Annotated in this window: 18 protein-coding genes and 1 pseudogene; 4 read left to right on the forward strand and 15 right to left on the reverse strand. The window is 72.1% G+C overall.

The window, feature by feature from the left end; all coding sequences use genetic code 11:
- Window positions 1-122: 122 nt before the first annotated feature.
- Window positions 123-998 carry a F510_1955 family glycosylhydrolase gene (locus HD596_RS56635; RefSeq protein WP_185077624.1) on the reverse strand — a complete coding sequence of 292 codons (876 nt, stop codon included), beginning with the start codon at window positions 996-998 and terminating at the stop codon, window positions 123-125.
- Window positions 999-1,045: 47 nt separating this feature from the next.
- Window positions 1,046-2,332 carry an MFS transporter gene (locus HD596_RS56640; RefSeq protein WP_313047329.1) on the reverse strand — a complete coding sequence of 429 codons (1,287 nt, stop codon included), beginning with the start codon at window positions 2,330-2,332 and terminating at the stop codon, window positions 1,046-1,048.
- A gap of 86 nt (window positions 2,333-2,418) precedes the next feature.
- On the opposite strand from HD596_RS56640, the gene HD596_RS56645 reads away from it, so the two are divergent.
- The gene (locus tag HD596_RS56645) at window positions 2,419-3,054 is read left to right on the forward strand and encodes an HAD family hydrolase (RefSeq protein WP_185077625.1); all 636 of its coding nucleotides are present in this window, start codon (window positions 2,419-2,421) and stop codon (window positions 3,052-3,054) included.
- Between the two features lie 35 nt (window positions 3,055-3,089).
- Here the strand turns inward: HD596_RS56645 and HD596_RS56650 are convergent, their stop codons facing one another.
- From HD596_RS56650 to HD596_RS56660, 3 genes are all read right to left on the reverse strand, one after another.
- Complete coding sequence (locus tag HD596_RS56650) at window positions 3,090-3,974, reverse strand: NAD-dependent epimerase/dehydratase family protein (protein WP_185077626.1); 885 nt, start codon at window positions 3,972-3,974, stop codon at window positions 3,090-3,092.
- 63 nt (window positions 3,975-4,037) lie between these two features.
- Window positions 4,038-7,736 carry an AAA family ATPase gene (locus HD596_RS56655; RefSeq protein ID WP_185077627.1) on the reverse strand — a complete coding sequence of 1,233 codons (3,699 nt, stop codon included), beginning with the start codon at window positions 7,734-7,736 and terminating at the stop codon, window positions 4,038-4,040.
- Entirely contained in the window at window positions 7,737-8,846 is a 1,110-nt protein-coding gene (locus tag HD596_RS56660) for an exonuclease SbcCD subunit D (RefSeq protein ID WP_185077628.1), read from the reverse strand.
- A gap of 107 nt (window positions 8,847-8,953) precedes the next feature.
- Here HD596_RS56660 and HD596_RS56665 point away from each other — a divergent pair, with 107 nt between their 5' ends.
- Window positions 8,954-10,447 carry an alpha/beta hydrolase family protein gene (locus HD596_RS56665; RefSeq protein WP_185077629.1) on the forward strand — a complete coding sequence of 498 codons (1,494 nt, stop codon included), beginning with the start codon at window positions 8,954-8,956 and terminating at the stop codon, window positions 10,445-10,447.
- Between the two features lie 29 nt (window positions 10,448-10,476).
- On the opposite strand, the gene HD596_RS56670 is transcribed toward HD596_RS56665, so the two are convergent.
- The 4 genes and pseudogenes from HD596_RS56670 to HD596_RS56680 form a co-directional block, all read right to left on the reverse strand.
- Window positions 10,477-11,403, reverse strand: a complete 927-nt coding sequence (locus HD596_RS56670; protein ID WP_246555499.1) for an alpha/beta hydrolase — start codon at window positions 11,401-11,403, stop codon at window positions 10,477-10,479.
- Window positions 11,404-11,485: 82 nt separating this feature from the next.
- Window positions 11,486-12,472 (reverse strand): RNA-guided endonuclease InsQ/TnpB family protein, encoded by a 987-nt coding sequence (locus HD596_RS56675; protein ID WP_376776130.1) that lies wholly within the window; start codon window positions 12,470-12,472, stop codon window positions 11,486-11,488.
- Window positions 12,473-12,510: 38 nt separating this feature from the next.
- A pseudogene (locus HD596_RS66085) lies at window positions 12,511-12,606 on the reverse strand (hypothetical protein); the annotation flags it as partial.
- On the reverse strand, window positions 12,587-12,727 hold the full coding sequence (locus HD596_RS56680; RefSeq protein ID WP_185079482.1) for a hypothetical protein: 141 nt from the start codon (window positions 12,725-12,727) through the stop codon (window positions 12,587-12,589). The gene HD596_RS56680 and the pseudogene HD596_RS66085, both read right to left, overlap by 20 nt.
- 90 nt (window positions 12,728-12,817) lie before the next feature.
- Between HD596_RS56680 and HD596_RS56685 the strand changes: the two genes are divergently transcribed.
- The gene (locus HD596_RS56685) at window positions 12,818-14,263 is read left to right on the forward strand and encodes an LCP family protein (protein WP_185077631.1); all 1,446 of its coding nucleotides are present in this window, start codon (window positions 12,818-12,820) and stop codon (window positions 14,261-14,263) included.
- Window positions 14,264-14,282: 19 nt separating this feature from the next.
- Here the strand turns inward: HD596_RS56685 and HD596_RS56690 are convergent, their stop codons facing one another.
- Genes HD596_RS56690 through HD596_RS56705 form a run of 4 tightly spaced genes read right to left on the reverse strand, consistent with a single transcriptional unit; the run spans window position 14,283 to window position 17,584 of the window.
- Window positions 14,283-15,227, reverse strand: a complete 945-nt coding sequence (locus HD596_RS56690) for an asparaginase (RefSeq protein WP_185077632.1) — start codon at window positions 15,225-15,227, stop codon at window positions 14,283-14,285.
- Window positions 15,220-16,035 carry an amino acid ABC transporter permease gene (locus tag HD596_RS56695; RefSeq protein WP_185077633.1) on the reverse strand — a complete coding sequence of 272 codons (816 nt, stop codon included), beginning with the start codon at window positions 16,033-16,035 and terminating at the stop codon, window positions 15,220-15,222. Before HD596_RS56695 ends, HD596_RS56690 begins: the two co-directional genes overlap by 8 nt.
- Window positions 16,032-16,676 (reverse strand): amino acid ABC transporter permease, encoded by a 645-nt coding sequence (locus HD596_RS56700; protein WP_185077634.1) that lies wholly within the window; start codon window positions 16,674-16,676, stop codon window positions 16,032-16,034. The genes HD596_RS56695 and HD596_RS56700 overlap by 4 nt, the downstream gene beginning before the upstream one ends.
- Complete coding sequence (locus HD596_RS56705) at window positions 16,676-17,584, reverse strand: glutamate ABC transporter substrate-binding protein (RefSeq protein ID WP_185077635.1); 909 nt, start codon at window positions 17,582-17,584, stop codon at window positions 16,676-16,678. The genes HD596_RS56700 and HD596_RS56705 overlap by 1 nt, the downstream gene beginning before the upstream one ends.
- Window positions 17,585-17,690: 106 nt before the next feature.
- Here HD596_RS56705 and HD596_RS56710 point away from each other — a divergent pair, with 106 nt between their 5' ends.
- The gene (locus tag HD596_RS56710; RefSeq protein WP_221520077.1) at window positions 17,691-18,827 is read left to right on the forward strand and encodes an ROK family transcriptional regulator; all 1,137 of its coding nucleotides are present in this window, start codon (window positions 17,691-17,693) and stop codon (window positions 18,825-18,827) included.
- A gap of 93 nt (window positions 18,828-18,920) precedes the next feature.
- Here HD596_RS56710 and HD596_RS56715 read toward each other — a convergent pair whose 3' ends face one another.
- Together HD596_RS56715 and HD596_RS56720 are read right to left on the reverse strand one after the other, a co-directional pair.
- Window positions 18,921-19,649, reverse strand: a complete 729-nt coding sequence (locus HD596_RS56715) for a hypothetical protein (RefSeq protein WP_185077636.1) — start codon at window positions 19,647-19,649, stop codon at window positions 18,921-18,923.
- On the reverse strand, window positions 19,646-21,013 hold the full coding sequence (locus HD596_RS56720) for an alpha/beta fold hydrolase (protein ID WP_185077637.1): 1,368 nt from the start codon (window positions 21,011-21,013) through the stop codon (window positions 19,646-19,648). Before HD596_RS56720 ends, HD596_RS56715 begins: the two co-directional genes overlap by 4 nt.
- Window positions 21,014-21,158: the final 145 nt, after the last annotated feature.

Consider the following 21,158-nt stretch of genomic DNA (forward strand, 5'->3'; position numbering starts at 1 on the left):
GGCCGCAGGGCATCCTCCACGGTGGCAACGGTGAGGTCGAAGAGCCATTCGCGGCCCTCCCGACCTCCACCGATTGCACCGGCGGTGGACACCAGGCCCCGGCCACCCAGCCGGTCGACGGTTCAGCCGGCGGCGGCGAAGGCGGTGGCGAACGTTCTGCCGCCGTCCTTGGATTCCAGCACCGTGCCGTCCTCCATGGCGGCCAGCAGTCGCTGCCGGTCCACTGCCGTGAACGCGGCGGCCCGGCCGGGCAGCTCTCCGGCGGCTGCCCAGGTCCTGCCGTCCTGGCTGGTGTGGATCTTCCCGTCGGCGCCGGCTCCCACCAGCGCCCCGCCCGGCAGCACGTCCACATGGCTGAGCAGGGGCGCTTTCGGCATGTCGGTGTAGTTAACGCCACCGTCTTCGCTGACCTTCAGCCCGTCCGGGGTCGTGGCGTAGACGCGCGAAGGCCGGTCGGCGCCGGCCCCGAGGTCGATGACCTGCTCCTTGGCGCCTTGACTCCAGGTGGTGCCGCCGTCGGAGCTTCGCCAGATCTTCGACGTCTGGCTGTCGAAGGCGTACAGGTTGTCGCCGGCGGGTTGGATGGAGTGGAAGTCGGCCGAGCCGTCCGCCGAGATCGACTTCCAGGTGACCCCCGCGTCGGTCGACCGGATGAGGCCGAGATGCGGCGGGCGGTCCGGGGAGACGTCCTCCGCCGAAGGGTGCCCGCTGGCCAGGAAGGTCTTCGGGGCGGCGATCGTGAAGCCCATGTGGTCCTGGTCGCGGTCGGCCACCCGGGTGATGGTCGTCGGGGATGTGACCTTGAACAGCCCGTAGTGCCCCGCGACATAGAGCGCTCCGTCGGCGGGATCGACGCCGAGGCCGTGGACATGGCCCACGCCGGGGTCGGACTCCCCCGCACCGCCGGGCTCCGGCGACGCCTGACCGCAGCTCGCCAGTGCTACAGCCAGCCCGACTCCCGCGGCGCCCGTACGCAGCCGCTGACCTGCACGCGTCATGGCGCGAGTCTACAACCGTCTACTATCGCCCTTCGTAGAAGGGCCTCTCAGAGGCTGTCCTCGCCCGTCTCGGGGAGGGCGAGCAGGCAGAGCAGGCTCAGCAGGGCCATCGCCGAGACGTACGCGCCGACGCCCATCACGCCCAGCCCGCCGGCCTGCAGGCTCGTGGCGACCAGCGGCGGCACCGCGCCGCCGAGCACGCCGCCCAGGCTGTAGGCCACCGAGGCGCCGCTGTAGCGGTACTGGGTCTTGAAGAGCTCCGGCAGGTACGCGCCCATCGGCCCGAAGACCAGCCCCATCAGGCCGAGCGCCCCCGCCAGCGCCACGCCCACCAGCAGCACGGACCTGGTCTCCATCAGCGGGAACATCACCAGCCCCCACACGACGGCCGCGCCCGTCCCGGCGAGCAGGGTGCGGCGGCGGCCCAGGCGGTCGGAGACCATCGCGGAGACCACCGTGCCCGCGGCCATGAACACGACGCCGGCCATGGTCAGGCCGAGCATGGTGGTCTTCGGGATCTTGAGCGTGGCGGTGCCGTACGCCAGGCAGTAGGTGGTGGCGGTGTAGAAGAGCGTGTAGGCGACGGTCATGGCGCCGGCGCCGAGGAGCACGCGCCGCCACTGGTGCCGCAGGAGGCCGGCGATCGGGACCTTGGCGATCCGGTGCTGGTCCATGGCCGCCTGGAAGACCGGCGTCTCGGAGATCTTGAGGCGTACGTACAGGCCGACGATCACCAGCAGCAGGCTCGCCACGAACGGCAGCCGCCACCCCCACTCCCCGAACTGCGCGTCGCTGAGCGTCTCCCCCAGCACGAGGAACAGCCCGTTCGCCACGATGAACCCGGCCGACGGGCCGAGCTGCGGGAACATCGCGTACAGCCCGCGCCTGCCGGGCGGCGCGTGCTCGGTGGCCAGCAGCGCCGCGCCGCCCCATTCGCCCCCGAGCCCGATGCCCTGCGTGAACCTCAGCAGCACCAGCAGCACGGGCGCGAGCACGCCGATGGCCGCGTAGCCGGGCAGCAGCCCGATGGCGACCGTGGAGAGCCCCATCACCAGCAGCGACACCACGAGCATGGACTTGCGGCCGACCCGGTCGCCCCAGTGCCCGAACAGGGCCGAGCCGAGCGGGCGCGACAGGAACGCCACCGCGAAGGTCGAGAACGCGGCCAGGCTGCCCGCCACCGGGTCCATGCCGGGGAAGAAGGCGGTGTTGAGCACCAGGGCCGCCGCGGTGCCGTAAATGTAGAAATCATAGAATTCGATCGCCGTGCCGATGAGGCTGGCGGCCGCGATCCTTGACCGGCTGGGCGCGGCGACTTGGGGGGACGTTGTCACATTTGTCTCACTATGCGGAATAGCGTCTTGTAAAGCGATACGAAGAAGCTACCACCTGCGGAAAGATCTCTCTGAAGGGAACGGGTTTGGCTGTCGATCTTGTCATCTTCGACTGCGACGGGGTGCTCGTGGACAGCGAGCCGATCTCCGTACGCGTGGGTACGGCGGCGCTGCGCCGCCTGGGCTGGTCGATTGACGAGACGGAGTACATCGAGCGGTTCGTGGGCTGCACGAACGACTACTGGGAAGAGCAGGTGGGCGAGACGCCGCCGGGCTGGCGCGAGCAGCTCAGAGCCGAGTACATGGCGGCGGTCAAGGCCGAGCTGTGCGCCGTCCGGGGCATCGAGGAGGCGCTCGACCGGCTCGCCGTGCCGAGCTGCGTGGCCTCGAACGGCCGGCACAGCGTGATCCGCCACAGCCTCGAGCTCGTGGGGCTGGCCGGGCGGTTCGACGGGCGGGTGTTCAGCGCCGAGGACGTCGCCAGGGGCAAGCCGGAGCCGGACCTGTTCCTGCACGCGGCGGCCACGCTGGGGGCCGAGCCGGAGCGGTGCGTGGTGGTGGAGGACAGCCCGTTCGGGGTGACCGCGGCGATGCGCGCGGGCATGCGCTGCCTGGCCTTCGCCGGCGGCCTCATCCCCGGCGACCGCCTCGCCGGTCTGGGCGCCACCCTGTTCCACGACCCGGCCACGCTGCCGGAGCTGATCACCTCGCTCGAACGCTGATCGCCTCGCTCGAACGCTGAGACGGGGATGTGTCGTCACCCCTGGCGGGTGCGGCCGTTCTCGTCCAGGTAGTCGCGCCACGACCGCTTCGGGGTCCAGCCCAGCAGGCGGTGGGCCTTGTCGCACGAGATGCCCGAGGAGTCCGGGCGGGACAGCGGCCGCAGCTCGATCCGGTCGCCGTAGTGCTCCCGCAGCTTGGCGGCGAAGTCGTGCCCGCCCGCGTTGTCGGGCGCGGCGATGTAGAACACCTCGTGCCCCGGCAGGTCGGACTCGACGGCCAGGACGATCGCGTCCGCGAGGTCGTACACGTCGGTGTAGCTCCACAGCCCCGCGCCGATCATGGCGGCGTCGCGGACCTGCGGTCCGATGTTGCGCTCGTAGTTGCCCTCGTGCTGCACCCAGCTCGGCCGCAGCGAGATGCACCTGATGTCGGAGCGGCGCACCGCGGCGTCCATGAGCTGCTCGCCGAAGTGCTTGGACAGCGCGTACGGGTCCTGCGGCCGGGCCGGGTGCTCCTCGTCCACCGGCGCGTAGTCGGGCAGGAAGGGGCGGTCGGCGAAGAAGTAGCCGGGGACGGTCTCGCTGGAGATGTTCACGAAGCGGGGGACGCCGAGGCGGATCGCCGCCTCGATCAGGTTGAACGTGGCCATCAGGTTGTTCTGGAAGACCACGTGCGGCGCGTTGGCGGTGGGGTCGGGGATGGCGGCGGCGTGCACGACCGCGTCGGCCCCGTAAACAACGGCGTACGCCTGCCCGGCGTCGGTCAGCTCGGCCTGCTTGTAGGCGGGTTCGCCGGGCTCGTGCCGCTCCCAGATCGGGCGCGTGAGGTCCACGCCGGTCACCTCGTGACCGGCCTCGGCCAGCGCCTTGACGGCCGCTCGGCCGACCTTGCCATGGGCTCCGGTGACGACGACGCGCATGGTTCCACTCCTTCACGGGGTTCGGTGCGAGCAATCTACGCGAGATCGCGCGGCCGTCGCCGCTCAGCCCACCCCCGCCAGCGACACGGTGGACCCGGCGCGGGTCTTGGTGACCTTGAGCTGGGCCGTGATCCTTGACCGCAGCTCGGCGACGTGGCTGACGATGCCCACGGCCCGCCCGCCGTCGCGCAGCCCGTCGAGGATGTCGAGCACGCCGTCGAGGGTGTCCTCGTCGAGGGTGCCGAAGCCCTCGTCCACGAAGAGCGTGCCCAGCTCGGTGCCCCCGGCCTCGGCCGTGACGACGTCCGCGAGCCCCAGCGCCAGCGCCAGTGACGTGATGAAACTTTCGCCGCCGGACAGCGTGGCCGGGTCGCGGTCGACGCCGGTCCACCCGTCGGCCACCCGCAGCCCCAGCCCGCCCCCGGAACGCCCCCGGGACCCGGCCGTCTTGCGCAGGTCGTGGCGCAGCAGGTAGCGGCCTGCCGACATGTGGTCGAGCCGTTCGTTCGCGGCGTCCACCACCTGCCGCAGCCGCTCCCCCAGCACGTACGACGACAGGCTCATGCTCCACTGGTTGTCGCCGGACGTGCCACTGGCCAGCGCCGCCATGCGCTCGGCCAGCCGGTGCCGCTCGGCCGCCGGGCGCCAGCGCTCGATGCGGTCGGCCAGCTCGCCATGCAGCTGGGCCAGCCGCTCCGCCCTGGCCACGGCCCGGTCGCGGGCGCTCGACAGCCTCGTGTGGGCCTCCTCCAGCCGGTCGCGTTCGCTCCCGAGCGAGGCCAGGTCGGGCGCGGGCGCGGCGGCGGCAGCGACCAGCTCGGGGTCTGCCAGGACGCTCGTGACGGCGGCGTGCTCGTCGTCCAGCCGCCGCAGCGCCTCCGCCCGCCGTTCCCGCTCCGCGGGACTCCGGAACGCCGCCTCCGCCTCCGGCACGTCCGCGAACCCGGCCTCGGCCGCCGCCTCCTCCGCGGCCTGCCGGGCCCTGCCCAGCTCGTCGACGGCCGCCACCGCCGCCTGCGTGGCCTCCAGGGCCTCCCGCAGCAGTTCGGCCTCGTCGTGCAGCCGCGACAGGCGCGCGGCCAGGGTGGGATCGTCGCCCCGCGCCGCGTCCAGCCGGGCGCCGAGCCGACCGGCGTCCCCGCTCAGCTCCTCATGCCGGGTGCGGTACGACGCCAGCCGCGCCTCGACGCGGCGCCGCTCCTCCTCCAGCTCCAGCCGCTCCCGGTGGAGCGCCGCCGCCTCCCGCGCCAGCACCGGCTCCCCGTCCGCCGACGCCCGCAGCCTGCGCAACTCCCGCTCGGCCCGCGCCAGCACAGCCGCCCCGTCCAGACGGCCCGGCGTCGGCCCGTCCAGAGGAACCGACTCCGGGCCTCCGCCGAGCGCACCCGGGCCATCCGGACGCACGGCCCCCGGCCCTCCAGCCAGCGCGCCCGGGCCGTCCGCGCGGGCGGGCTCCGGGTCCGGGTCTGCGGTGGGCAGGGCCGTCTGGAGGAGGCGGGTGCGTTCGGACTCCAGGTGGGTGTGGTGGGCGCGGTGGCCGGCGAGGGTCTCGGCGATCTCCCTGGCCTGGTCCCTGACTCGCTCGCGCTCGATCTCGACGCGTTCGAGCGCCGCGGCCAGCGCGGGCTCGCGGTCGGCCACCGCCTGGAGGCGGGCCAGCTCCTGCTCCGCCCCCAGCACCTGCGCCTCGGCCGTCTCGACGTCCAGCCCGCCGGTGGCCTCGACGGCGTCGGCGTGCCGGGACTCGAGGGAGGCCAGGGCGCGTTCGGCGGCCTCGCGCTGGGCCAGGGCGGCCTCGTGGGCGCTCTCGGCCTCGTGCTCGTCGTCGGCCGAAGGCGCGCTGGGGGCCGGGGAGGCGGGATCGGGGTGGTGGTCCGAGCCGCAGACCGCGCAGGGCCGGCCGTCGGACAGGTCGCGGGCCAGCTCCGCCGCCATGCCGTCGATGCGGGCCTGGCGCAGGTCGAGCCAGCGTTCGCGCAGCGTCTGGGCGTGGTCCACGAGCGCCTGGTGGGCGGCGGCGGCCGCCTCCAGCTCCGCGGCCAGGGCTTCGCGGCGGTGGGTGGCCTCCAGCGCGGCCCTGGCGGCGTCGAGCCCCGCCGCCGCCGCCGGGATGGCCGCCGCCTGCGCCTGCACCTCGGCGAGGGCCGCGGCGGCGTCGGCGATCCGTTCGGGCAGCTCGGCCTCGGCGGCGGACACCTCGGCCTCGCGCTGCGCCAGCGCGTCGAGCTCCGCGGCCAGCCTGGCCAGCTCGTCGTCGATCTCGATCAGGTGGGCGGCGGCGTCTCGTACGGCCTGCGCGGCCGGGATCCTGGCGGCGTCCATGCGCGCCTCGGCCAGCCTGCTCTCGGCCTGCTCGATGAGGGCGGGCAGGGCGGCCAGCCGCGCGCCGACGGCCTCGCCGGCGCCGACCAGCCCGGCCAGCTCCTCCTCCACGCGCAGCAGGTCACGCCGGACCACCGACAGCCGGGCCTCCTCGGTGAGCAGCTCCGACAGCCGCGCGATCTCGGCCTGCCGCTCCCGCTCCAGCGCGGCCAGCTCAGCCGCTGATGGCTCACCCACCGTGCGCCCGCCCGAGGCCGAAACGGCCGGAGAGCGACCGTCCGGAGACGAGCCGTCCGAGAAGGAGCCGTCCGAAGAAGAGCCACCTGAGAAGGAGCCGTCCGAAGGCGGGCCGTCCGGTGAGTGCTCGGTGGTGCTGGTCGCCTGCCGGGCGAGGAGGGGGCGGGCTCGGGCGAGGGCGTCGGCGGCCAGCGCGCGTGCCTTGGCGGCGGCCTCCGAACGCTGCCTGACCGCCGTGACGAGAGGCAGCACGCGGTCGGCCCTGGCCGCGTCGTCGAGGATGGCCTGCAGGTCGGCCCGTTCGTCCGCCCGCTCGTCAAGGGTGCGGCGCATGGTGAGCGCCTCGGCGTGCCGGCGCTGCCGGTCGGCCAGCGCGGCGGCCTGCTCGAACCGCAGCCGCGCCGAACGCGCGGCCTGCCCGGCCGCCTCGTGCTCCTCGCCCGCCCGGGCCACGACGGCCCGCGCCGCGTCGAGCAGCGCCCCCGCCCACCGCAGGGGGTCGTCCTCGGGCAAGAAGGCTGCGTCCAGGTCGTCGCCCGCCGCCTCCTCGACCCGCTGGACGGCGAAGTCGACCTCCTGCCGGAGCTCCTGCGCCTCCCGGAAGGCCAGCTTGCGGTGCTCGGCCAGCCACGACTCCGCCTGCGTGAAGACCTTGACCGAGAAGAGCCGCTCCAGCAGCTTGCGGCGCTCCTCCCCCTCGGCCCGCAGGAACTTGGCGAAATTGCCCTGAGGCAACATCGCCACCTGGCAGAACTGGGCGGCGTTCATGCCCAGCAGCCCGCCGATCAGGTCGCCCGCCTCGTCCAGGCGGGTGGTCAGGCCCTGCCACTCCGACCCGCGCCATTCGGAGACGACGACCTTGGGCTTCTCCTCGGTGAACCCCGTCCCGCGCAGCTTGGGCCGCTGCCAGGACGGCGAGCGCTGGATGCGGAGTAACCGCCCGCGGATGGACACCTCCAGCGTGACCGAGGGCCCGGCCGAGGGCGGGGCGTGGTCGCAGCGGAGGCTGCGGGCGTCGTTGCGCTGCGGGTCGGGCACCTGACCGTAGAGGCCGAAGCAGAGCGCGTCGAGGATGGTGGTCTTGCCCGCCCCCGTGGGCCCCTGGATCAGGAACAGGCCCGCCTCGGCCAGCGCGTCGAAGTCGACCGTCTCGGTGCCCGGGAACGACCCGAACGCCGTCAGCGAGAGCCGGTGCGGCCGCATCTACGCCATCGTCTCCTTCACCCTCGACGCCTCGATCGCCTGTCTTAGCAGGTCTTCCTCGTCACGTGCGGCAGGCTCGCCGCGTACTTCCCTGACGAAATCGAGGGCCACCTCCGCCTCCGGCCGCCCGCTCAGCCGTACGGGCTGGGCGGCGGGCGCGGCGCCGACCGGGTCGAAGGACAGGGCGAGGGTGTGGGGGAAGCGGGCGCGCAGCCGGTCCATGGCCGACTTGGGGCGGACGGCGTCGGTGAGGGTGACGTGCAGCCAGTGGTCCTCGTACGGGGTGTGCCGGGCGGAGGTCAGCAGCTCCTCCAGCTCGCCCCGCAGCCGCCCCACGGGCCGCGGCACCGGCGCCGGCACGAAGTCGACCCCCGAGCCGAGCGTGACCAGCCACGAGCCCTTGACGTGGCCGACCTCCGAGAACGAGTACGCCAGCGGCGACCCCGAGTAACGCACCGTCTCCGACATGCGCTGCCGCCCGTGGAGGTGGCCCAGCGCGACATAGGACACCCCGTCGAAGGCCGACAGGGGAACGTGGGCCACCCCGCCCACGCTGATGTCGCGCTCGCTGTCGCTGGCCTGGCCCCCGACGACGAAGCAGTGCGACAGCACCACCGAGGCGCGGTGGCGGGCGGCGTCGGCCCTGATGCGGTCCATCGCGTACGTGATGGCGGCCGTGTGGCTCCGGTCGGGCAGCTCCCAGGCGTGGCGGACCAGCTCGGGCTCCAGGTAGGGGATGCCGTAGAAGGCCACACCGTCGATCAGCACCGGCTCCCAGGAGAGGTCGGGCGAGGTGCGCACGTGCACCCCGGCGGCCTCGAAGAGGGCCGAGCCGAAGCGCAGCCGCAGCGCCGAGTCGTGGTTGCCGCTGATCAGCACCACCCGCGCCCCCGCCGCGCGCAGCCGCCCGAGCGCCGAGTCCAGCAGCGCGACCGCGTCGACCGGCGGCAGCGCCCGGTCGTAGACGTCGCCCGCGACCGCGACGACGTCGACCTGCTCCGCCCGGACCGTCTCCACCAGGTGGTCGACGAACGCCTCCTGCGCCGAGAGCAGGCTCTCGCGATGGAACGACCGCCCCAGATGCCAGTCCGAGGTGTGCAGGATCCGCATGTCGCAGGAAGCTAACAGCTCTCACCGACAAATGTGGCCTCATCTGTCCCGCAGGCCGGGAGTAGTCTAGAAGATCGGCGGGCAAACCAACGCACATGGGGAGGCCGATGCGCACTGGCCGTGGCACCTTGAGCGTCGCCGCCGGTCTGGTGCTGGTGGCTCTCGCGACGGTCGGATACGTGCTGCCGCCCGCGTTCGATCCGCCACCGCTCAAGGTCGATCCAGCCTTCCAGACGATCCCGGCGCAGCCCGCGAGCGAGCTGCGGCCGGTGGTGGCGGTCGATTCCGTCCGCAGGGAGGAGATCTCCGTCTCGGCGGAGGGCCAGCGCCTGGACGGGACGCTCCGGCTGCCGATGACGCCTGGGCGGCACCCGGCGATGGTGTTCGTGTCGGGGTCGGGCAACGGGTCGCGGACGGAGTTCACGCCGCAGGCGGAGTTCCTGGCCAAGGCGGGCGTGGTGACGATCGCGTTCGACAAGCGCACGGTCGGCTACAACTTCCGCCAGCGGGACTTCTCGCTGCTCGCCGACGACGCCCTGCGCATGGTGGAGCTCCTGCGGACGCGCCCGGAGGTCGATCCGGCGCGCATCGGCCTGTGGGGGGTCAGCGAGGGCGGCTGGGTGGTGCCGATCGCCGCGGCGAAGAGCACGGCGGTGGGGTTCGTGATCCTGGTGTCGTCCCCGAACGTCTCCCCGCTGCGCCAGGTCGCCTGGGCGCTGAACGAGCAGCTGCTCCGGCTGCGGGCCCCGATCGGCGCGCGTGACCTGCTGACCAGGGCCATGGGCGGGGTCGGCTTCAACTTCCTCAGATATGACGCGCTGCCGGCGTTAAGCGGGATCAAACAGCCGGTCCTGGCCTTCTACGGCACCACCGACCCCTCGATCCCGTTCGTCGAGTCCACGCAGGCGCTCATCAAGGGCATGAACCGAGCGGGCAACGACGACTACACGATCCGCTTCATGGCCATGGGCGACCACGCCATGCGGGTGAGCGGCGGCCCGTTCACCAAGGGCTACCTCGAGACCATGGCCAACTGGATCACCGGCCTGCCCGGCACCGCGCGGCCCGCCCTGCACATGGCGGGCGCCACGCCGGTGCAGCGGTTCGAGGCCAGCGACGTGCCGGCCGCCCCCTGGTACGCGGGCGGCACGATGCTCGGGCTGACGATCTGCCTGGCCGCCGTCGGCTACGTGGCGGGCCCCATCGCGGCCATGGTCGTACGCCTGCGCGGCCGCCCCCTCGTCCCCGCCGAGACCAACGCCAGGCTGTGGCCCCCGATCAGGCGCCGGCTCAGCCGGATGGTCTGGACGGGCGTGGGCCTGCTGGCCTCGGTGATCGCGTTCATCATCCTGCTGGTGCTGTTCTCGGTCAACCAGGCGGGCGCCTGGCCGGCCGTGCTGGCCGGCTGGCTGATCGTGCGGCTCCTGGCGGCGCTCATGCTGATCCAGGAGGTGACGGCCGTGGCGGCGTTCGTGTCGGCCCTGCGCGAGGGCATGCGGCCCGGCCGCTGGCAGCACGTGGCGGTCGCCGGCGTGCTGGGCGGCACGGGACTGCTGCTGGTGGCGGCGGCCTACTACGGGCTGTTCTCCTTCCCCTGGTAGACCCCCTGGTAGACGCGGGCGCCGGCCCGCTACCCGTCCTGGCCGGCCGGCTGCGGCGCGAGATAGGCGTCCATCCAGCGGTCCAGCTCGGCGAAGACCTGCTTGCGCGCCGGCTCGGCCGACAGCACCAGGTCGTGCAGGCCGTCCGGGATGCGCACGCAGGTGACGTGCGGGCCGAGCGAGGTGGACCAGCGGGCGATGTGCCGGGGATCGAGCACGATGTCGGCCGAGCGGGCCTCGGGGACGAGGTCGCGTACCCGCAGCCCGTTGGCGGAGGCCAGCACGAGGACCGGCACGTCCACCGCGAGTCCCGCGTGCAGCCGCCGCTGCGCCCGGCGGATGGCGGCCAGCCACATGGCGTGCACGGAGAAGCCGCCCAGCGGCTTGAGCTCCAGGTCGTAGTCCCACTCTCCGCCCGCGCTGCGGTGCAGCGTCTGCCCGTAGACGGTGCTGACCCCCAGCGGGAGCGCCCACCGCGTGTACGACAGGGGCGTCTTGAACAGGTCGGCGGCCAGGCGCAGCGGGGCGGGCACGTTCAGGTCGAAGAACGGGCTGTTGAGCACCATCCCCTGCACCAGCCCCCGCCCGCGGACCCGGTCGGCCCACAGGGAGGCGACCAGGCCGCCGGTCGAGTGGGCGTTGATCGTCAGCTCGTCGTGGTCCTGCCTGACGATGCGGACGGCCTCGTCGATCTCGGGGAAGTAGTCGGTGACGCTCCTGATCAGGCCCCTGGTCTGGTGCGGCAGCAGCGAACGCCCGTATTTGCGCAGGTCGAGAGCGTAGAAGTCGATGCCGCGCTGGACGTAGTGGTCGGCGAGGTGGTCCTGGAAGAAGTAGTCGGTGAACCCGTGCAGGTAGAGCACCGCCCTGCGGGATCCCGTCTTCCTGGAGACCAGCGTCGCGACGACCTCGCCCTCGAAGTCGTCCGGCATCTGCAGCACGGTGATCTCGTACATGCTAGACACCATAAGGATTGTCCGGCCATGACGGGACACCGGCCGGCAGACCGCGCATCGCAAAGTTGACTTCGTCTCCCGCCTAAAGGCCAAAGGCGGGAGTTCCGGCCCTCGCGGGCTGGGTTTCCTGCTTCACAGCCGACCGCACCCGGCGAGACCCGGAATGTCTTACATCGGCTCCACAGGCCGTCACCGCTCGACCAGCGGCCAGGATGTTCTTCGCCGCGTTGACATCCCGGTCGTGCCAGGTGCGGCAAGCAGGGCACCTCCAGTGCCTCACGCCAAGCTTCAACTCGACGAGCAGATGCCCACAGCAGCTGCAGGTCTTGGACGATGGGTACCAGCGGTCGATCACGATCAGCCGACGGCCGTACGCGGCGGTCTTGTATTCGAGCTGACGACGGAACTCGCCCCACCCGCAGTCTGAGATCACCCGCGCCAAGGAACGGTTGCGGACCATGTTCGTCACGGCGAGGTCTTCGACCACTATCACGTCGTTGTCGCGGACCAACCGCGTGGTGGTCTTGTGCAGGAAGTCGGAACGGGCGTCACGGACCTCGGTGTGCGCGCGAGCGACCTTCAGCTTGGCCCTGGCCCGGTTGGCCGACCCAGGCTGCTTGCGCGCCATGCGCCGCTGGTAACGGGCCAGGTTACGAGCCTTACGTTCAAGATGACGCGGGTTGGCGATCCGCTCGCCGCCGGAGGTCACGGCGAAGTCGCGCACGCCAAGATCCACGCCGACCGCTTCACCGGTCGGGGGAAGCCGCATGCCTTTGTCGTCGGCCTCGACGGACAGGGAGATGTACCAGCGACCGTCTGGAGCACGAGATATGGTCACGGTCGTCGCCTCGATCGAGGCGGGGTCGATGCCGGGCCAGGACCAGACGAACTCCAGCGGGCCCTCCATCTTCCCCAGATGCAGCCGTCCGTCCTTCCAGCGGAATGCCGAGCGGGTGTAGGTAGCCGACTGACGGCCGTGCCGAGACTTGAAGCGGGGGTATTTGGCGCGCCCGGCGAAGAAGTTCGCAAACGCGGTGTACTGATGGCGCAGGGCCTGCTGCAGGGGCACCGACGACACCTCAGGCGTACACACCCGAAGGTGCCGTTCAGCAGCGCAGCCTGTTCGGGGGTGGGGTAAGCCCGCGCGCCTTGTAAGCCGTACGCACGTTCGAATATTGGCTGATCAAGGCCCCGCCATGCCACCAGAGGTCTTGGCAAAGGTGAAGGCGTTCAGCCGCTCCGGGCGGTTCAATGTGACGGTGGCGATCCGGTCGGCGACTTCGTACTCGATCTCGGTGAAGTCTGTTCGGCTACTGATGTTCATCCTCCGATAAAGACATATTTCGTATTAAGTGCGTAGGCTGCCGCCTCTGTAAGAGGCCTATGGGTGGTAATTCGGGGAAACGGGGAAGGCGTGCGGCAGGCAAAGGAACCCTCGAGCGCCGGAGCGGTTCTCGGATGGCTGGCGCTGGCGGCGCTGGCGCCCGGGGCGGCCCATCTGCGCGCCGGTTGGCGCAGGACCGGCCTCGCCCTGATCTCCTGCTACATCGTCGGTCTCCTGGCGCTGGTCGCGTTCGCGCTGACGACCGACAACCTGGTGGGCACGCTCATCGAGCGGATGACGACGATCATCGTGAGCGCCGCCGTGCTGGGCGTGGCCTGGTTCGCCGTGATCGTGCACTCGTTCATCGTGCTGCGGCCGGGGCGGCTGCCACAAGGCGGGCAGATCGTCACCGGGACGCTGGCGGGGCTCCTCGCCGTCGCGGTGGTGCTCCCGTTCGGCGTGATCACGCAGTACGTGTGGACCTTGCAGAGCACGGTCAACGACATCTTCCAGGAGACCCCGTCCGACTCCCCGTCGTCCGGCGCCGCCGCGGAGCGGCCGGAGGACCCGTGGGCGGGGCGGGAGCGGGTCAACATCCTGCTCCTGGGCGGTGACGCCGACGACAACCGGATCGGCGTCCGCACCGACAGCATGAACCTGGCCAGCGTCGACGTGAAGACCGGCAACACCGTGCTGTTCAGCCTGCCGCGCAACCTGGAGAACGTGCGCTTCCGCCCCGGCACGCCGATGGCCCAGCACTTCCCCAACGGCTTCCGCCTCCCGCCCGACCCCGGCGGCGGGCGCAGCGACCTGCTCAACAGCGTCTGGGAGTACGCCGACGCGCACCCGGAGATCTTCGGCGGCAAGCAGCACCAGGGCCCCCGGGTGCTGATGGACACGATCGGCTACACCCTCGGGGTCAAGGTCGACTGGTACGCCCTGGTCAACATGTGGGGCTTCGCCCGGCTCATCGACGCCATCGGCGGCATCACGATCACCGTCGAGAAGGACGTGGTGTTCGGCAAGTACAACGAGGGCCTGGTCAAGGCCGGCACGCGCAAGCTCAAGGGCGCCGACGCCATGTGGTACGCCCGCTCGCGCACGTTCAGCGACGACTACACCCGCATGCGCCGCCAGCGCTGCGTGCTCGGCGCGCTGCTCACCCAGGCGGACCCGGCGACCGTGCTGGCCCGGTTCAACCGGATCGCGCTGGCCACCAAGGAGCTGATCAGGACCGACATCCCGCGCGGGATGCTCAAGAACCTGGTGCCGCTGGCGCTGAAGGTCAAGAACGCCAAGGTGACGAGCGTGCAGTTCGTGCCGCCGCTGATCAGCACCGGCTATCCCGACTGGGAGAAGATCCGCACCATCGCGGCCAAGGCGATGCGGGACTCGGGCGAGAACAAGCCGCCCGTCGCCGCCACCGCCTCTTCCGGCCCTTCTCCCAAGAAGACGGCGGCCGCCAAGAAGGCCGCCCAGAAGCCCGGCCAGAGCCCGGCGAAGGGCATCACGGACGGCTGCGACGGCTCTCTCTGACCCGAAAGCGTCCCGCGGCCTACCCGCGGGCGACGATCCGGCCCACGGGGATCCCGCCGCCCAGCACGTCCACCTGCTCGAACGCCGCCGCCGTCGTGACGTCGCAGCCCATGCGCCGCAGGACCGCCAGGGCGACGGCCGTGGTGGCGCGCGGGCTGCCGTCGATGACCTTGACCGCCACCGAGTGGCCCGACTCCAGGGCCACCACCAGCACGCCCTCCGCGCCACCCTTGGCCACGGCGCCGGGCAGCGCCCGCATCAGCTCGGTGTTCTGGTGCCCGGTCCCGCCCACGTACTCGGGGTGCTCGCGCATGGCGTCGGCGACCTGGTGGGGCGCGCTGCCCGGCGCGGCCAGCACCAGGCCCTGCACGGCCCGCGCCAGCCCGGTCAGCGACAGGCCGAACAGCGGCGCGCCGCAGCCGTCCACCGCCACGTGCGCGGCCTTCTCCCCCGCCAGCTCCTCGGTGACCGAACGGACCTGGAGCTGCAGGGGGTGGCCGGCCGACAGGTAGCCGGGCACGTCCCAGTCGTTGGCCACGGCGGCGGCGAGCATGGCGGCGTGCTTGCCGGAGCAGTTCATGCGCTCGCGGGACTGCTCGGCGCCCTGCCTGATGAGCCCGTACATGGTGAGGGCGTCCTCCGGCCACGACGGCGGGCACGCCAGCGCGCCGAAGTCCAGGCCGTAGTCGTCGAGGATCTCGCGGACCAGCTCCACGTGGAAGTCCTCGCCCGTGTGGCTGCCCGCCGCGATGGCCAGCCGCGGCCCCGCCAGCGCCGCGCCGGCGGTGAGGCAGGCCAGCGCCTGGAACGGCTTGGCGGACGAGCGCGGCAGCACCGGCTCGTCCACCTTCCCGAGGACCACCTCGGGACGCCCGGACGGGTCCAGGCCGACGGCGCTGCCGTAATGGACGCTCTCCACGAATCCGGAGCGGATCACCTCGGCGAGCACGGCGTAATCAGGCACGAGCGGCCCTCCTCCTGAGGGTGACGGGCTGGCGCGCTTCCAGCGTGCGGGCCAGCTTGGACAGGGACACGTTGACCGCAAGATAGACCAATGCGACGACCAGATACGTCTGGATGAGCAGACCGTTATAGGCCGCCAGCACCTTGCCGCTGTAGAGGAGCTCGCCGTAGCTGACGACGAAGCCCAGCGAGGTGTCCTTGAGCAGGCCGACGGACTGGCTGACGATCGACGGCAGCACCCGGCGGGCCGCCTGGGGCAGCACGACGAGGCGCATGGCCTGGAGCGGCGTCAGGCCGACGGCCAGGCCCGCCTCGGTCTGGCCGCGTTCGACGGAGTTGATGCCGGCGCGGAAGATCTCGGCGAAGGCGGCCGCGTTCGAGGCCGTCAGGGGCACGGCCAGCTTCCAGAACAACGGCAGGTCCAGGCCGTAGCGCGGCAGCGCGAACAGCACCACGTACACCAGCAGCAGCGCCGGCACGACCCTGATGACCTCGACGTAGGCGGCCGCCGGGAGGCGGATCCACCTGCGGTGCGAGAGCCGGCCCAGGGCCAGGACCAGGCCGAACGCCATGGACAGCGCCGCCGACACGACGGCCGCCAGGAACGTGGACCACAGCCCCGTCAGGAGGTAGCGCCACATCGGCCAGGTCGCGTACGGCTGCCAGCGGGCGGCGTCGAGCTGCCCGTTCGCCGCGAACTGCCGCACGGCCAGGACGGCGAGCGCGACGGCGGCCAGGACGCCGAGCACGGTCGCGACGCGGATGCGCCCGCGCGCCTTGGGGCCGGGCTCGTCGAAGAGGACGCTCACCGCAGGATCACCAGCTTGCGTTCGAGGCGGCCGGTGACGAAGCCCGCCGCGGCGGCGATCAGCGCGTACGCCAGGCCCGCGCCGACGAAGATCGGGATGGGCTGCGCCTCGACGAGGTTCACCCGGTTGGCGGCGGCCGTCAGGTCCACGACGCCGACGGCGGCGGCCAGGGCGGTGTTCATCGTGGTGGCGATGAAGATGTTGCCGAGCGGCTGGACGACCGTGCGCAGCGCCTGCGGCAGGACCACGTGCCTGAGCGACTGGCCGAACGTCAGCCCGATGGCCCGCGCCGCCTCGCCCTGCCCCCTGCTCACCGAGTTCACGCCGGAGCGCAGGGCCTCGCCGACGTACGCGGCCTCGTACACGGCGATGACCACGATGGCGGTGACCAGCGGCTCGGCCTTGACGCCGATCTCCGGCAGGCCGAAGAAGGCCAGGACGAGCAGGACGAGGAGCGGCAGGTTCTGGAAGGACTCCACGTACGCGGTGCCGATGGCGCGCAGCACCCGCACGGGGCTGACGCGCAGGGCGCACACGAGCGCCCCCAGCACCGCCGCGCCCGCGAAGGACGCGGCGGTGAGCTGGAACGTCACGATCAGCCCCTGCCACAGCTCGGGCAGGTGATCGAGGAGAACGGACATCAGGACCCCGGCACGGAGCCGATCTGCGGCGGCTGGGGAGCGTCGCCGGTCACCACGGTGCCGATGGACTTCTTCCAGATCTCCTGCCAGACCCCGGTGTCCTGGGTCTTCTTCAGCCAGTCGTTGACGAACTTCTTGAACTGGTCGTCGCCGTGCTTGAGCCCGATCCCGTACGGGTCCACGGTGAACGGCTTGGTCACGATCTCGATCGACGGGTCCTTCTTGGCGTCCGCGATGAGGATCGTCTCATCCTGCACGTAGGCCACGCCCCGGTCCTGCTTGAGCGCCTGGACGCACTCCGGGTCGCTGCCGAAGGTGATGATCTCCGCCTGCGGCGCCAGCTTCTTGATCGCGGGGATCGCCGGGGTGTTCGCGCCCGCCAGGACCTTCTTGCCATTCAGGTCCTCCGGCTTGGCGATGCCCGCCGTGCCCTTCTTCACCGCGATCGTCAGCCCCGAGGTGTAGTACGGGCCCGCGAACGCCACCTGCTTGGCCCGCTCCTCGGTGATCGTGTACGTCTGGAAGACGACGTCCACGGTCCCGTTGGCCAGCAGCGCCTCCCGGGTCTCCGACGCCGAGTTGACGATCTTCACCTTGGGCTCGCCCAGGATGTACTTGGCCAGCGCCTTGCCCATGTCCGCGTCGAACCCCTCGACCTCGCCGGTGGCGGGGTTCTGCTGGGAGAGCAGGGGCGCGTCCAGCGAGCCGCCCACGAGGAGCTCGCCGCGCTGCTTGATCTTCTCCATGGTCGAGCCGGGCAGGATGTCGGCCGCCGCCGCGACGGGCGCCTTGGCCAGGACGTCGCTGCCCTTCTCGGACGGCGCTCCGGGCACGGCGGGACTACTCGACTCACCACAGGCCGCCAGCCCTAAGAGCGCGACGGCGACGACGGCGACAAACCTCTTCATGAACGGTCACTTCCTTCGATTTCGAAGATAGGCCGGACCGTAGTGGGAGATTTCGTAGCAAGTCAATACGTTGTCGGCTTAAGTCTGGACATGGTAGGTATCTCACATGAAGCAGCGGCTGCCCGTGCAGGGGGCACAGGGCGACCTGCTGAGACTCGTCGCCACCGGCAAGGCCGAGTCGCGCGCCGAGCTCGCGCGCTTATCCGGCCTGGCGGCGTCCAGCGTGTCGCTGCGCGTGGAGGAGCTCATCGACGCGGGCCTGCTGGCCGAGGAGGGCTCGGGCACCTCGCGCGGCGGCCGCCGCCCTCGCCGGCTGCGGCTCTCCCCCGGCGCCGGCGTCCTGGCCGTCGCCGACCTGGGCGCCCACCACGTACGCCTCGGCCTGCTGGACCTCAGCGGCACGCCGCTCGTGATCGAGGAACGCGGCTGCGAGATCGCCGACGGCCCCCAGGTCACCCTGGACCGCATCGCGGACGCGTTCGACGAGCTGCTGGCCGCCCACGTGCCCCCGTCGGTCCCCCTGCGCGGGGTGGGCACCGGCATCCCGGGCCCGGTGGACCCGTCGAGCCTGCGCGTGGTGACGCCCTCCCGCATGCCGGGCTGGAACGAGTTCCCGGTCGCCGACCACCTGGCCGCCCGCTACGACCTGCCGATCCTCGTCGAGAACGACGCCAACCTGATGGCCGCGGGCGAGGCGCGCTGGTGGCCCGGCAGCCAGAACCTCATGGTCGTCAAGGCCGGCACGGGCATAGGCTGCGGCGTCATCGTCAACGGCCACCTGCACCGGGGCAGGGGCGCGGCCGGCGACATCAGCCACGTGCGGGTGCGTACGGACTCCTCGGTCGTGTGCGCCTGCGGGCATCCGGACTGCCTGGAGGCGTACGCGAGCGGCGCCGCCCTCATGGCGGCCCTGCGCGAGTCCGGCATCGAGGTGACCCGCACCGCGGACATCGTCACCCTGGTCAACGACGCCATCCCGGAGGCCACGAGCCTGGCCCGCACCGCGGGCCGGCGCATCGGCGAGGTCCTGACGGTGCTGGTGAACTTCTTCAACCCGGACGTGGTGGCGGTGGGCGGCAGCCTGTCGGCGGCGGAACCGCTGATCACCTCGATCAGGGCGGCGGTGTGGGAACGCTGCCTGCCACTGGCGACGCGCGACCTGGAGATAGCCCCGGCGCGGGGCGGCCGGGACGCGGCCCTGCTGGGCGCCGGCACCCTCCTGCTGGAGGCCGCCCTGGCCTGAGAGAAGCCACCGGGCAGGCCGCCAAGCAGGCGCGGGGCCTATCGCGACCTCGCCATTCCGTCCGGCAGCCTCTCCAGGCTGACCCGAGGGCGATCACGCTGGGGCTGCTGGTGGATGGAAGACGTCAGGGAAGGGCTGTCCTGCTGACAGCCGTCCGACGAGAGTCCGTACGCCCTCCTTCCCGCCGTTCGCTCCCGCCCAACGGCTCACCTGGCAGGCGGCCTTGGCGTACATCTGGGGATCCGCCGACGCCGCCCGCAGCCACTCCGCCAGCGTGACCGGGAGGGGCTGCCGGGAGTCGAGCAGGCACCGGTCGCCGGTCGGCGCGAGGTAGCGGGGGTCGTCGCTGACCAGGACCGCGAGACCCTCGTCGAACCACTGCGGAACGTCGGCGCCGTTGAGGCGGGCGTGCAGCTCCACGTGGGTCATCTCGTGCGAGGCGATCACGGGATCGACGCCGCGCGGGGACAGCATCACCGCCCGGTTGAGCACGGCGATACCGCGTTCGCGGCCGCCGCCGATCCTGCGGTAGCAGTCGTCGGACAGGCACACGAGAAGGTCCGGGGAGCTCTTCCGCCCGCCGAAGAAGTCCCGTACCCGCTTGTTCGCCTGCTGGACGACCTCGCTCACCTGCCGGCGCCGGTCCTGCGGCAGGCCGGGTTCGGCGTACACGCCGGGCTCCAGCCGCTCCAGGCCGTAGCAGCCGGGGCAGGTGGTGGCCGCGACGGACGGGAAGGCGATCGCCGTCACCACCACGGCGGCGGTGAGCAGCACCGCGACGGCGGCGCCCGCGATCCACCAGCGTCTCCTTCGTCGGCTCACGGGCACGTGGTCCCCCGGGGCGGCAGGCGGCGTTCGATGACGTACGTGCTGACGTGGTCGATGACGCACGGGTTGGCCATCGCGCCGAAGAGGTTGTGGCCGGGGCCGTCGTGTTCGATCGTGCGGCTGCCGGGGATCTGCTCGACCGCCCGGCGGGTGGACGCGTAGTCCTGCCAGGTGCCCGCCCCCAGGAGCGGCGGCAGCGTACGGGGCATCGGCGTGGGCGGGTTGCTCACCCGGGCCGGCCAGCCGGCGCAGGTGAGCGGCAGGTGCCAGGCGAGGGGGAAGGCGGCGCCGGTGCCGGGCGCGATGGCGCGCAGCCGCCTGACCGTGCGCGCGACGTCCCGCTGGGTGGCCGGGCGCGGGAAGTCCAGGCATTCCTTGACCCCGCCGCCGGGCAGGCCCGGGTAGGGCTGGCGGCTCGACAGCGCGAACCCTGACGCGTCGCCGGCCTCGGCCGCCGCGATGGCCGCCACGACGTCGCCCCACCGGCTGGGGCCGGGCCGGAGCTTGAGGAGCGCGAGCGACCGCAACTGCGTGCCGTCGTAGCGGGCGCCGGCTTGCGGGGCGGGGATCGGCTCGCGGTCCGCCCTGGCGATCAGTGCCCGCCAGCGCTTCTCCGTCCCGCCGGGCGCCCAGGCGAAGAACCGGTCCATGAAGCGCTCGTTGTCGCGGGCGATGGAGTCGAGTTCCCGGTCCCAGTCGCGCAGGCTGTGGTTGCCGGAGCCGTCGATGTACATCGTGCGTACGCGCCGCGGGAACAGCCGGGCGTAGGACTGCGCGATCGTCCCGCCGTACGACAGGCCGAGGAAGTTCATCCTGTCCTCGCCGAGCGCTTCGCGGATGGCGTCGGCGTCGCGGGCGTCGGAGGCCGCGTCCATGTGGTCGAAGAGCTCGGGGTCGGTGGCGCGGCACTTGTCGCCCCTGGCCTTGTTCGCGGCGGCGAGCCGGTCGAACCCGGCCTGGTCGGCGGGGAACGCCGGGGTGCGCACGAAGCCCCAGTCGCACTGGAGCACCGCGCCGCTGAGCCCGGGATAGCCGCGCGGGTCCCAGGTCACGACGTCCATCGACGTACGGATCTTGTCGAAGATCCGGGTACGCGAGCCCAGCGACGCGATCTGGTAGCCCTGGGGGCCGCCGAAGTTGACCAGCACGGACCCCTTCTTGGCGCCGGTGGCGGGCAGGCGGGCCACCTTCAGGGTGATCTCGCGGTCGCTCCCGGGCGACAGGGCGACGCGCAGGTCCGCGCACTGGAGCTCGGGCGCGTTCGCGACCGGGCAGGAGCCCCACGGCAGGGACGGCTGCGGCGTCGCGGCGCTGACCAGCGTCGTGAGGACGGCCAGGGCCATCAGTGTCTTGAGCATGCGCAGAACGTTAGGAGTCGCGGATGGCCGGGGTCTGCCCGCGAAAGTCATCGATGGCTGTTCACCATAGTTGACTACGCGATGCCGCTGCGGTTCGGAGGTCGGAAATCGACGTGCGCCGGCGGAGGATCGGATGCGATCCTCC

It is taken from the genome of Nonomuraea jabiensis, assembly GCF_014204795.1.
GTDB classification, from domain to species: Bacteria; Actinomycetota; Actinomycetes; order Streptosporangiales; family Streptosporangiaceae; genus Nonomuraea; species Nonomuraea jabiensis.

What these genes read in the sequence shown, in the direction of transcription:
- HD596_RS56670 (WP_246555499.1), bottom strand. Translation starts at nt 11,403, where the DNA reads ATGTACGAGATCACCGTGCTGCAGATGCCGGACGACTTCGAGGGCGAG.
- HD596_RS56655 (WP_185077627.1), bottom strand. Translation starts at nt 7,736, where the DNA reads ATGCGGCCGCACCGGCTCTCGCTGACGGCGTTCGGGTCGTTCCCGGGC.
- HD596_RS56665 (WP_185077629.1), top strand. Translation starts at nt 8,954, where the DNA reads ATGCGCACTGGCCGTGGCACCTTGAGCGTCGCCGCCGGTCTGGTGCTG.
- HD596_RS56720 (WP_185077637.1), bottom strand. Translation starts at nt 21,013, where the DNA reads ATGCTCAAGACACTGATGGCCCTGGCCGTCCTCACGACGCTGGTCAGC.
- HD596_RS56660 (WP_185077628.1), bottom strand. Translation starts at nt 8,846, where the DNA reads ATGCGGATCCTGCACACCTCGGACTGGCATCTGGGGCGGTCGTTCCAT.
- HD596_RS56635 (WP_185077624.1), bottom strand. Translation starts at nt 998, where the DNA reads ATGACGCGTGCAGGTCAGCGGCTGCGTACGGGCGCCGCGGGAGTCGGG.
- HD596_RS56700 (WP_185077634.1), bottom strand. Translation starts at nt 16,676, where the DNA reads ATGTCCGTTCTCCTCGATCACCTGCCCGAGCTGTGGCAGGGGCTGATC.
- HD596_RS56680 (WP_185079482.1), bottom strand. Translation starts at nt 12,727, where the DNA reads ATGAACATCAGTAGCCGAACAGACTTCACCGAGATCGAGTACGAAGTC.
- HD596_RS56705 (WP_185077635.1), bottom strand. Translation starts at nt 17,584, where the DNA reads ATGAAGAGGTTTGTCGCCGTCGTCGCCGTCGCGCTCTTAGGGCTGGCG.
- HD596_RS56710 (WP_221520077.1), top strand. Translation starts at nt 17,691, where the DNA reads ATGAAGCAGCGGCTGCCCGTGCAGGGGGCACAGGGCGACCTGCTGAGA.
- HD596_RS56650 (WP_185077626.1), bottom strand. Translation starts at nt 3,974, where the DNA reads ATGCGCGTCGTCGTCACCGGAGCCCATGGCAAGGTCGGCCGAGCGGCC.